Genomic DNA, 11,387 nt, shown 5'->3' on the forward strand with positions numbered 1-11,387 from the left:
GGCTCCTTGTCGCGCTCAACCTGGAGTTCATCACTTTGCGCAGAGAGCACGCCCACCCAGCCCAACCCCACTACGACAATGGCAGTCGCCAGGAAACTCAGCAGCTTGGGCAGAATGGGCCATTGGCCAGGCTCATTCGGGTTGAGCCCACGGAACTGCTCCTGCGCATCTTCGAACCACGCGTTCAGATCAATGTTGATATTCGGATTGGCCATGGCGTCAGGCTCCAGACTTCTTGGGAGGCTTCACAGGGGCCTTCTTTGCGGCGGCTGAGGCCTCCGCAGCAGGCGCCGGTGCGGAAGCGCCACTGGCAGCACTTGACACATCCCCCGGCCGCTTGAGACTGACTCGCATCGCAAAGTCAAACAGACGCTTGTTATCGCGCGCATCCTTGCCGTTGGAGGTCGCCGCCTTGATTTCAATCAGCTCTGGGTGTTCCAGCCAGGTGGACTTATTGTTCGTATTGCGCAGGAACTCTGACACACGCTCGTTGGTCTGGGCAAAGCCCGCCACGGTCACCGTCTGGCCATTCTGGTGGATGGCGGTCAGGTAGAGACCCTCAGGCGTTTGCGACACCAGCTCGTTGAGCAGGTAGACAGGCATGTTGCGATCGGTCTGCAAATCTTCCACAGCACGCTGGCGTGCCTTGAGCGAATCGATCTCGGCCTTCAGCGCAGACACGTCCTTGATTTCGTCGTCCAGTTTGTGGATGGCGCTGGTCAGGATTTCGTTACGCGTCTGCTGCGTGGCCATCATGCGCAATTGCACGGCGTACCACATGGCGACGATCACGCCACCAGCCAGAACAGACAGGCCCAGGCCCACAAAGAAGGCCTGCTTGCGCAGCCGCCGTTTTTCCTCACGGTGAGGCAACAGGTTGATCAAAATCATGCGAGAAACCTCCGCATGGCCAGGCCACAGGCAGTGAGGTAAGCCGGAGCCTCTCGACGCAGCTTGCTTTCCCGCACAGCCGACCCCAGTTTCATGCCCTCAAAGGGGTTGACGACCATGGAGGCAAATCCAGTCAATTCAGTGACACGGTCCTTCAGACCAGGCAAGGTTGCCGTACCGCCAGCCAACATCACGTAATGCACTTTGTGGTGCGGTGTGCTGGTAAAGAAATACTGCAAGGCACGACCAATTTCCTGCGACAGGCTATCGACAAACGGCCCAAGAATCGCGTTCTGGAAGTCCTCGGGCAAATCACCCGACAACTTTTTCAACTCGGCTTCCTCGAAAGAAAAACCGTACTGACGGGAAATCAGTTGCGTCAATTGAGCGCCACCAAAAGCCTGGTCACGGTCATAGAGCAACTCGTCATCGCGCAACACCTTCAAGCTGGTGTTCTCGGCACCAATTTCGAACAGCGCGACCAGCGCGTCCTTGCCCTCGCCGGGCAAAGCGCCGATCAGGCGCTGCATGGCCAGACGCGACGCATATGACTCGATATCCAGGATGGCAGGCTTCAGGCCCCCGGCTTCAGCCAGGCCTTGACGATCCTGCACACGATCCTTGCGAGAGGCCGCGATCAACACTTCCACATCGCCAGCTGACGTTGTGCTCGGACCCACCACGCAGAAATCCAGACTGACTTCGTCAAGCGAAAACGGGATGTACTGGTTGGCCTCGGCTTCAACCTGCATTTCCATTTCTTCTTCGCGCAGGCCAGCAGGCAGCATGATCTTCTTGGTGATCACTGCCGACTGAGGCATGGCCATGGCGACATGCTTGGTCCGCGTGCCGCTCTTGTTGACGACCTTGCGAACGGCTTCCGCCACTTCATCAAATTTTTCGATCTGTCCATCAGCGATCCAGCCCTTCTCAAAGGGCTCGGATGCAAACCGATCCAGAATAAATTCGCCAGACGCCGTCTGGCTCAGCTCGACCAGCTTCACGCTCGATGAACTGATGTCCAGTCCGATCATTGGCGGATGCTTGCGGCCCAAGAGCGTGTCAAGAAAGCTCACACCGTCCCCCACGCACCATGACTGGTGCTGGAAAGTTAATAAACCACTTCAATGCTATCAGTAAAGTTTTTCACAATGAAACCCAATAAAGCAGGATAAATCCCAACCTCGTTGCGAGATGCACACGCCTTACAAGCGGTTGCAAAACCAACAAATTGCGATCAAATCATCCGATACGGCTGGTGTACGAAGGACCACTCCAAGGGTTTCTATAATCGGCAGACCTTCTACGGCAAGTCCTCATGAGCGATACCGATCAACAAAACAAGCAACCCCGTTCTGGCCCTTCGGCCTCGTCACGCTCGCAAGCCTGGTGGATGCTGTGGATCGTCAAGCCCCTGCTCGTGCTGGCTGGGCTGGGGCTGGCTGGCGTGTTGAGCGGACTGCTTCTGGCCGGGATTGGTTTAGCCGTGGCCTACCCCAATTTGCCGGAAGTTCGGGGTTTGGCCGACTATCAACCCAAAATGCCGTTGAGGGTTTTTTCGGCCGATCAGGTTTTGATTGGTGAATTTGGCGAGGAGAAACGCAATTTCCTGCCGATTGCGGAAATTCCAAAAGTCATGCGAGAGGCCGTACTGGCCATCGAAGACGCCCGTTTCTACAAACATGGTGGCGTCGATTACGTGGGCGTGCTGCGCGCAGGGCTGGCCAACTTCGGCGAGTCTCGCAGCCAGGGTGCATCCACCATCACGATGCAGGTCGCGCGTAATTTTTATCTACCGACAGAAAAAACCTTCACCCGCAAGATTTACGAGATCCTTCTGGCGCTGAAGATCGAAAGCCTGCTTAGCAAGGACCAGATTCTGGAGCTCTACATGAACCAGATCTACTTGGGGCAAAGGGCCTACGGCTTTGCTGCTGCTTGCGACACGTATTTCAACAAACCCATCAAGGACATCACGGTGGCCGAAGCCGCCATGCTGGCTGGCCTGCCCAAGGCCCCCTCGGCCTACAACCCGGTACGCAACCCCAAGCGAGCCACGATTCGCCAGCAGTACATCATTGATCGCATGTACGAAAACGGTTTCATCAACGGCAAGCAGCGCGATGAAGCCAAAGGCGAGCAACTGCATTACCGCACCAAAGCACCCATTCCCGTTCACGCGGAATACGTCGCGGAAGCAGCCAGATCGCTGATGCACGAGCAATACGGCGACGAGGCCTATACACGCGGGCTCAACGTCTACACCTCGATCAACATGACCGAGCAGACCGCAGCCTACAAGGCGCTGCGCAAAGGCCTGCTCGACTTCGACCGCCGCCAATCATGGCGTGGTCCGGAAGCCTATATCGATCTGCCGACCGACCCCAAACAGATGGACGTACGTGTCGCTGAGGCGCTGGAAGAACACCCCGACAGCGAGGACATCCGCGCTGCCGTGGTGCTGCATGCCGAGCCACGGAAACTGGTGGTCGCCTTGCAATCCGGCGAGCAAATCGACATTGGGCCAGATGGCCTGAAATCGGTCGGTAACGCATTAACCGAGAAAGCCAACCCCAAGCAACAGATTCGCAGGGGCGCCATCTTGCGCATCAACCAGGATAAACAGGGAGCGTGGTACGTCCAGCAGTTGCCCGAGGTTGAGGGCGCATTCGTCTCCATGGACCCTCGCACCGGGCTGATTCGCGCCATGGTGGGCGGCTTCGATTTCGGTCGCAACAAGTTCAACCACGTCACGCAGGCGTGGCGCCAGCCAGGCTCCAGCTTCAAACCGTTCATCTACTCGGCTGCACTGGAAAAAGGCTTTACGCCTGCCACGGTGGTCAACGATGCGCCGCTGTTCTTTGATGCAGGCACCACGGGTGGCCAGGCCTGGGAGCCCAAGAACTACGACGGCAAATTTGAAGGCCCCATGCCCTTGCGTCGCGGGCTGGCCAAATCCAAGAACATGATCTCGATCCGGGTGTTGCGCTCGATTGGCGCCAAGTACGCGCAAGACTGGATCACCCGATTCGGCTTCGAAGCAGACAAACACCCTGCCTATCTGACCATGGCACTGGGCGCAGGGTCCGTCACCCCCATGCAGATGACCGATGCCTATGCCGTGTTCGCCAACGGCGGCTATCGCGTGAACCCCATGCTGGTACTGAAGGTCACCGATTCGCGCGGCCACCCGCTCGCACAGTACCGCCCCGCGCAACTCGATGAGAGCATGCGTGCCATTGATGCCCGCAACGCCTTCATCATGAGCAGCCTGCTGCAGGAAGTGACCCGCTCCGGCACGGCAGCCAAGGCCCAGGCCATGCTCAAGCGCCCAGATCTGTACGGCAAAACCGGCACGACCAACGACTCCATGGACGCCTGGTTTGCCGGATATACGGCCCACAACGTTGCCGTTGTGTGGATCGGGCACGATCAACCACGCAAACTGGGTGACAAGGAAACCGGCGGAGGACTGTCTCTCCCCGTGTGGATTGATTTCATGACCACAGCGCTGCGCAACGCCCCGATTGAAGAACCTTCACCACCGGAAGGCGTGGTCAACGTTGGCGGCGAATGGTTCTATGAAGAGTACACATCAGGCACTGGCGTGAAGGAGCTGGGCCCGGACAACACGGACACCCCTCCAGCCAATGGCGCCCCCTCCGTCACTGAGGAGGAGAAGAAGGGCATTCTCAATCTGTTTGGCGGCAAGCCTGAATAAGGATTGTCAAAAGCGCAGGCCTGGCTGGCGAGCCTGCTCACTGGCACACTGGGACAGCAAGGCGAAGAACTCTTCGCCACTCCTCGTATCCAGCCATTGCCCTTGAGCGTCCAGCTTGAAATGGAACCCGCCGCGACGCGCAGCCAGCCAAAGCTCCTGCAAAGGCGGCTGGGCGTTGACGATCAGTTGACTGCGATCAGGCAAAGTGAGCGTCAACATGCCGCCAGACCGGGCCGTATCGATGTCAATCACATCATCCTCCAGCCACTTGTCTACCCCCCCCTCGATGCGCGCCAGAGCCGCCTGAATGGCTGCGTTGTACTGGGCATCGGTCAACCCCGAAGGGGTATCGGCAAGGGACATGGTGACTTCCTTAGAATATGGACATGATTCTGAACACCGAAATTCTAGGCAACAAGGCCAAGCCCGCGCGACTCGCTGGGCCTTGTGAGCAGAAAATCCCACGTCAACGGCGCAGATGGGCCATCGCCATCTGCCTGGCCACCTCTGCCGTGAGCGCCAATCTTGCGGCTTGTGGTCAAAAGGGGCCCTTGTACCCCCCCGCCCCAACCTCATCCCCCTCTTCCAGCACGCCATCCAAATGAATCTGCCCGGCTCACCCTATCTGGCCTACAAAGGCGCCGACCTGTATGTGGACGATGTATCGCTGCGCGATCTGGTTCGCCAACATGGGAGCCCGCTGTACGTCTACTCCCGTCGAGCCATGCTGGCCGCACTCGCACCCTATCAGCGCGCGCTGGCAGGACGGGCGCACCTGATCTGCTATGCCGTGAAGGCCAACTCGAACCTGGCCGTGCTACAGACCTTCGCCAAAGCCGGCTGCGGCTTTGACATCGTCTCCGCAGGTGAACTGGCTCGCGTGCTGGCAGCTGGCGGCGATCCTGGCAAGGTCGTTTTCTCCGGCGTGGGCAAGACCCGCGCCGAGATGAAACTGGCCATCGAAACGGGCGTGCGCTGCTTCAATGTCGAGAGCACGGCCGAGCTGGAAGTACTCTCCGAAGTGGCTGCCCAACTGGGCCAGCGCGCACGCGTGAGCCTGCGCGTCAATCCGGACGTGGATGCTGGCACGCACCCCTACATCTCGACGGGCCTCAAGGGCAACAAGTTTGGGGTCGCACACGAACAGGCGATCGCAACCTACAAGCGCGCGGCGTCGCTCCCTGGCATCGAGATGGTGGGCATCGATTGCCACATCGGCTCACAGATCACAGAGGTCTCACCGTATCTGGATGCGCTTGACCGTGTACTGGACCTGGTCGAGGCCATTGAGGCTGCAGGCGTCAAGATCCATCACATGGACCTGGGTGGCGGCCTGGGCATCACCTATACCGATGAAACGCCACCCGGTGCGGATGAACTGATCGCTCAATTGCTGACCAAGATCGACGCCCGAGGCCACGGCCACCGCGAACTCGTGTTTGAGCCTGGGCGTTCGCTGGTCGGAAATGCCGGCGTGCTGCTGACTGAAGTGATGTTCCTCAAGCCTGGTGAGAAGAAGAACTTCTGCATCGTGGATGCTGCGATGAACGACTTGATGCGCCCTGCTTTGTATGAAGCGTATATGGGCATCGTCAACACGCAGAAGCGAGAGGGCGCTGCGCAGACCTGGGACGTCGTAGGCCCGGTTTGTGAATCTGGCGATTGGCTGGGCCGTGATCGCCAGCTGGTCGTTCAAGCCGGCGATGTGCTGGCCGTGCTGTCGGCTGGGGCTTATGGCATGACCATGGCCAGCAATTACAACACCCGTGGACGTGCAGCCGAAGTGATGGTGGATGGCTCACAGGTGTGGGTGGTGCGCGAGCGTGAGGCGGTTGCAGATCTGTTCAAACTGGAGAAGTTGCTGCCGACTTGAACGGCCCACAGCGTCCTTCTCAATCGCACAAAACAAAAAACCGCCCGAAGGCGGTTTTTTGTTGGCCAGCGTTTGCTGATCAGAACTGATGACGCACACCAACAGCAAACACACGAGTCCACGCGTTCACGTTGGCACTACCGCCAGCAAAGAACGGGGTTTCGGTCGAACCGAAAGTCGTCAGCACGGGCAATGGCCCGCCAATGACGTTCACTGCGCCGGAATCGGTAGCTGCTGTCTCGCCGCCGGTATCTTTGATGGCACCCGCACGCGCATAAACACGCGTACGCTTGGACAGGTTGTAATCACCGGCGAACATCAAGCCACGATCCTTGCCCTTCGTGAAATTGGTGAAACGAGAGTAGACACCCTCAACGCCAACTGCGAACTGGTCGATCGGATGCTTTACACCGAACGTGAGAACCTGCACCTTAGGGCCAATCATGGAACCCGGGTCATTGGTGAAGTTCCCCTGCAAGAAATTGGTGCCAATCACGGTACCCATACCAGGAACCGTGTACTTACCGCCCAGCGTATAGCCGATGTACTTGTCCATCGAGGCAAGCGTGGTTCCGGTCGTCGAGATCAAGATGGCATCGCCAAACTTGTTGGAGTGATAGCCACCCATGATGCTCAACGCTGGGTCTACGGCGTAGTTCAAGTACAAGCCGTAAGATTTACCGCGCCCCGTGTTGTTTTCATCACCAGCAGACACACCGCCGATAATCTGACCAGAGGTTGAGCTGCCGCCCGTTCCATTGCGCAGTGCGTTCACCTTGTTGGAAACACCGCCGTTAGGCGAGTAGGACAACGCACCCGTCAAATCACCAGCCTTGATCCAGTAGCTGATCTGGTTGTCCTGACGAACCTGCAGGTTGTTGACCACAAGGCCCGAAGCCATCAAGTCAGCAGCACCAATGGACTCTACTGACGAGGTGGCAAATGCGTAAAAAATGGGCGCGTATTGACGGCCAATGCGAAGCTCACCAACCGGCGTGGCCAGACCGACATAGGACTGACGCCCCCACATACGCGTGTCCTGACCACCTTGAACACCGGTGTCCGTATTGAACTGGCCCTCAAGGATGAACGAGGCCTTGTAACCACCACCGATATCTTCAGTGCCCTTGAAACCCAATGCGTTTTGAGAAGAGATGCTAGGCGAGACGCGAGTGACCGTGCTGGCTGCAGCGGCAGCCCCGGTGATGGACGAACCCGAAGCCTTGTGAACGTTGTCGAGCGCGGCATCAACGTTGCCGTAAATGGTCATGCTGGACTGTGCGAACGCTGCGCTTGCACCTAACGTAGCCAGAGCAACCGCAACTGCTTTGGTCAGAACGGTCTTTTGCATCTTTGATCTCCTTGATTACCCCCTGAACCGGGGGGATCCCAGATTGTTGCTGAAACGGCTTGAAAGGGCCCCCTGGTTTCTTCTATGTGTCGCCGATTGGCGACAAATTAATGGGCGATTCAGAAACGAAAAAAGGGGCCGAAGCCCCTTTTGGAATCACGATTTCTGATGAATATCAGAAAGTGTGACGGATACCAGCAGCGATGCCGCGGGTGGTCTTGTCAGCAATGGTAGGAGCCAGAGGACCAACCAGCGTATTGGTGTCGTTGTTCACGTTGGTGAACATGCCGTACACGGAAGTGCGCTTGGACAGGTTGTAGATACCCTTGATGGTGGTGATCTGCACGTTGTCATCGCCAGCAACGGAACCGTTCACGTTGCGTGCGGTGGACAGGCCGGCAACCAGCGTGAACTCAGGCGTGAAAGGCACAGCAACCTTGGCGCCCAGCACGGTCAGGCGACGCAGGCTGGCGGTGTTGGCAGTGTTGGTTTCAGCGTCGTAGTAGCCAGTGACCTTGGCAGCGCCGAAGTCGTAACCGGCGTACACCAGGGTGGCGTTAGCCTTCTGGTTGCCATCGGCTGCAACGCCGTTGTCGTCCTTGATGTTCTCGTAGCCCAGACCAGCCGACAGAGGACCTGCGGCGTACTTGACGCTCAGGCCATAAGCCTTGCCAACATTGCTGTTAGCAGCTTCGCCGTTGGTCGCGCCAACAGTACCGTTGCCGGTGGTGTACTGCAGCGAAGCAGTCAGGCCAGGAACCATCGTAGGCAGGAAGTAGGTGATGGCGTTGTCAGCACGGCGATAGTTGTTGCCAGCGCGGGTACCAACCAGCTTCAGGTCGTCATAGGCTTGTGCGCTCAGCACGTTGCCAGCGATGTCACCGATAGGGGTGTCGATACGGCCCAGACGCACGTCGCCGAAACCACCAGCCAGACCAACCCATGCAGCGCGGTCCCAGAAACGGCCGTTACCTTGGGTACCAGTGTCAGGCTTGACGTTGGTTTCCAGGTTGAAGTTGGCCTTCAGACCGCCACCGATGTCTTCGGTGCCCTTGAAGCCCAGACGCGAAGAGCTCAGGTTGTCCGACGAAACGCGGGTCACGGTCTTGTCGCCCTTGACGCTTTCCAGCGAGGCGTCCATCACGCCGTACAGGGTCACGGAAGATTGAGCGAAAGAGGCAGAAGTGGCAGCCAGGGCAGCCAGAGCCAGCAGAGTCTTTTTCATTGACTTCTCCAAAGTTGAACCAGAGGCCTCAGCGGTTTGTTGTGTTGGGCACGGGTGTATTCACCTCGCGTTGCTCGCGGACCGAAGCCCGCCAGCTGCCCGCTGAAACTAGATGGCATTGCAGCAGACTTTTGCTACTTTGGTCATGTCAGGGTTGTCATAAACCCCAATCCAAAAGGATTAGCGTTGCCCATACGCAACAACCCTTAGAGAACGATAATCAGACCATGAGCATCCAGACCGACGATTTCAGCCCTTCCCGCAAAGGCAAGGCCGCATTGGCCAAGGCACCTGTGGATGCGCCCGCTCGCATGGTCGAGCCTTCTGTGTCGTCGCCCAACGAGGACGCCATCGAACGCGCCCTGCGCCCGAAGGATCTGGATGAGTATGTGGGGCAGGCCAAGGCACGCGAGCAACTCGAAATCTTCATCGGTGCAGCGCGCAAACGCGGCGAGGCCCTGGATCACGTGCTGCTGTTCGGCCCACCCGGCCTGGGCAAAACAACGCTAAGTCACATCATCGCCACTGAATTGGGCGTGAACTTGCGGCAAACATCCGGCCCAGTGCTGGAAAAGCCCAAGGATCTGGCGGCCATCCTGACCAACCTGGAACGGCACGATGTGTTGTTCATTGACGAGATCCACCGCCTCAGCCCTGTGGTCGAGGAAATCCTCTACCCTGCGCTGGAGGACTATCAGATCGACATCATGATCGGCGAAGGCCCGGCCGCGCGCTCCATCAAACTGGATCTGCAACCGTTCACGCTAGTGGGGGCGACAACCCGCGCCGGCATGCTGACCAACCCCTTGCGCGATCGCTTCGGCATCGTGGCGCGGCTGGAGTTCTACACGGCAGATGAGTTGCAGCGCATCGTGACGCGCTCTGCGGGCTTGCTGGGCGCGCCGATAGACCCGGAAGGCGCGATGGAGGTAGCGCGTCGTTCACGTGGCACGCCACGTATTGCCAACCGCCTGCTGCGTCGGGTGCGTGACTACGCCGAGGTGAAGGGTACGGGCCGCATCACCAGAGAGATGGCCGACAAGGCACTGGCCATGCTGGATGTGGATCCGCTGGGCTTCGACGTGATGGACCGCAAGTTGCTGGAAGCCATCATCCATCGCTTCGATGGCGGGCCTGTGGGCCTGGACAACCTGGCGGCCGCCATCGGCGAAGAGCGGGAAACGATCGAGGATGTGATCGAGCCGTATCTGATCCAGCAAGGCTTCTTGCAGCGCACGCCTCGTGGGCGCATTGCCACGGCGGCAGCTTTCAGGCACCTGGGCTTGCAGGCGCCCCAGCAAGGCGGAGACCTGCTGGTCTGATCACGTCGCTCAGCGGCGGCGCAGGAAGTGGATGTACTCGTCGCGGCCTTCGCTTTGCTGCGCTTGCTGATCGACCAGATCATTGCCGGTCTGACGGGCAAAGGCCTGGAAGTCGCGCACCGAACCTGGGTCGGTGGCCAGCACCTTGAGCACTTCACCGCTGTGCATGTCCGACAGGGCCTTCTTGGCCTTGAGGATGGGCAAAGGGCAAGTCAGGCCGCGGGCGTCGAGTTCTTTGTGGATGTCCATGGCAAGGTCCGTATCAAGGTCAGGCGGGGAAGACACCCGTCGACAGGTAACGATCGCCCCGGTCGCAAACGATGAAGACGATCGTGGCATGGCTGAGATTCTGCGCCAGTTGCAGCGCCGCCCAGCAAGCACCTGCCGCAGAGATGCCACAGAACAGGCCTTCTTCACGGGCCAGGCGACGCGCCATTTCCTCGGCATCGGTCTGGCTGACGTAGATGAGCTCGTCGACCCGGTTGGGCTCGTAGATCTTGGGCATGTAGGCTTCGGGCCACTTGCGGATACCCGGGATGCGGGAGCCTTCCTGAGGCTGGGCACCGACGATGCGCACCTCGCTGTTCTGCTCTTTCAGAAAGCGCGAGACGCCGGTGATGGTGCCGGTGGTGCCCATGGCGCTCACGAAGTGCGTGATCCGCCCTTGTGTGTCGACCCAGATCTCGGGGCCGGTGGTGTCGTAGTGAACCGCCGGGTTGTCGGGGTTGGCGAACTGGTCAAGCACGACGCCCTTGCCTTCGCGCACCATCTGGTCGGCCAGGTCGCGTGCGTACTCCATGCCGCCGCTCTTGGGCGTGAGGATGAGTTCGGCGCCGAAAGCCTTCATGGTTTGCGCCCGCTCGATGCTGAGGTCCTCCGGCATGATGAGGACCATGCGGTAGCCGCGGATGGCCGCCGCCATCGCCAAGGCAATGCCGGTGTTGCCGGACGTGGCCTCGATGAGCGTGTCGCCGGGTTTGATCTGGCCGCGCTCTTCGGCACGA

The 11,387-nt window shown here is 59.0% G+C and carries 11 protein-coding genes and 1 pseudogene; 4 read left to right on the forward strand and 8 right to left on the reverse strand.

Annotation, left to right across the window (positions count from 1 at the left end):
- The 3 genes and pseudogenes from EPO09_RS04310 to EPO09_RS04320 all read right to left on the reverse strand — a co-directional run.
- A pseudogene (locus EPO09_RS04310) lies at positions 1-215 on the reverse strand (pilus assembly protein PilO); the annotation flags it as partial.
- A 4-nt stretch (positions 216-219) separates the two neighbouring features.
- A complete protein-coding gene (locus tag EPO09_RS04315; RefSeq protein WP_290640536.1) occupies positions 220-891 on the reverse strand; it encodes a PilN domain-containing protein in 672 nt (223 codons plus the stop codon).
- Positions 888-1,967, reverse strand: coding sequence for a pilus assembly protein PilM (locus tag EPO09_RS04320; RefSeq protein ID WP_290640538.1), 1,080 nt, complete (start codon positions 1,965-1,967; stop codon positions 888-890). The genes EPO09_RS04315 and EPO09_RS04320 overlap by 4 nt, the downstream gene beginning before the upstream one ends.
- Before the next feature lie 317 nt (positions 1,968-2,284).
- Here EPO09_RS04320 and EPO09_RS04325 point away from each other — a divergent pair, with 317 nt between their 5' ends.
- A complete protein-coding gene (locus tag EPO09_RS04325) occupies positions 2,285-4,612 on the forward strand; it encodes a penicillin-binding protein 1A (RefSeq protein WP_290640556.1) in 2,328 nt (775 codons plus the stop codon).
- Positions 4,613-4,618: 6 nt separating this feature from the next.
- Here the strand turns inward: EPO09_RS04325 and cyaY are convergent, their stop codons facing one another.
- Positions 4,619-4,975: an iron donor protein CyaY gene (gene cyaY / locus EPO09_RS04330; RefSeq protein WP_290640540.1), complete on the reverse strand. Its 357-nt coding sequence runs from the start codon at positions 4,973-4,975 to the stop codon at positions 4,619-4,621.
- Between the two features lie 23 nt (positions 4,976-4,998).
- On the opposite strand from cyaY, the gene EPO09_RS04335 reads away from it, so the two are divergent.
- Together EPO09_RS04335 and lysA are read left to right on the forward strand one after the other, a co-directional pair.
- Positions 4,999-5,217, forward strand: coding sequence for a lipoprotein (locus EPO09_RS04335; RefSeq protein ID WP_290640542.1), 219 nt, complete (start codon positions 4,999-5,001; stop codon positions 5,215-5,217).
- Positions 5,214-6,485: a diaminopimelate decarboxylase gene (lysA, locus tag EPO09_RS04340; RefSeq protein ID WP_290640543.1), complete on the forward strand. Its 1,272-nt coding sequence runs from the start codon at positions 5,214-5,216 to the stop codon at positions 6,483-6,485. The genes EPO09_RS04335 and lysA overlap by 4 nt, the downstream gene beginning before the upstream one ends.
- Positions 6,486-6,564: 79 nt before the next feature.
- Here the strand turns inward: lysA and EPO09_RS04345 are convergent, their stop codons facing one another.
- The gene (locus EPO09_RS04345; RefSeq protein WP_290640545.1) at positions 6,565-7,836 is read right to left on the reverse strand and encodes a porin; all 1,272 of its coding nucleotides are present in this window, start codon (positions 7,834-7,836) and stop codon (positions 6,565-6,567) included.
- Positions 7,837-8,011: 175 nt separating this feature from the next.
- Positions 8,012-9,061, reverse strand: coding sequence for a porin (locus EPO09_RS04350; protein WP_290640547.1), 1,050 nt, complete (start codon positions 9,059-9,061; stop codon positions 8,012-8,014).
- A gap of 227 nt (positions 9,062-9,288) precedes the next feature.
- On the opposite strand from EPO09_RS04350, the gene ruvB reads away from it, so the two are divergent.
- A complete protein-coding gene (ruvB, locus tag EPO09_RS04355; RefSeq protein ID WP_290640549.1) occupies positions 9,289-10,383 on the forward strand; it encodes a Holliday junction branch migration DNA helicase RuvB in 1,095 nt (364 codons plus the stop codon).
- Between the two features lie 9 nt (positions 10,384-10,392).
- On the opposite strand, the gene EPO09_RS04360 is transcribed toward ruvB, so the two are convergent.
- Both EPO09_RS04360 and cysM read right to left on the reverse strand, forming a co-directional pair.
- Complete coding sequence (locus tag EPO09_RS04360) at positions 10,393-10,632, reverse strand: sulfurtransferase TusA family protein (RefSeq protein ID WP_290640551.1); 240 nt, start codon at positions 10,630-10,632, stop codon at positions 10,393-10,395.
- A gap of 19 nt (positions 10,633-10,651) precedes the next feature.
- The coding region (cysM, locus tag EPO09_RS04365) for a cysteine synthase CysM (protein WP_290640554.1) at positions 10,652-11,387 on the reverse strand (736 nt) is incomplete at its 5' end.

The organism is Aquabacterium sp., assembly GCF_004297345.1.
Taxonomy (GTDB): Bacteria; Pseudomonadota; Gammaproteobacteria; order Burkholderiales; family Burkholderiaceae_C; genus Aquabacterium.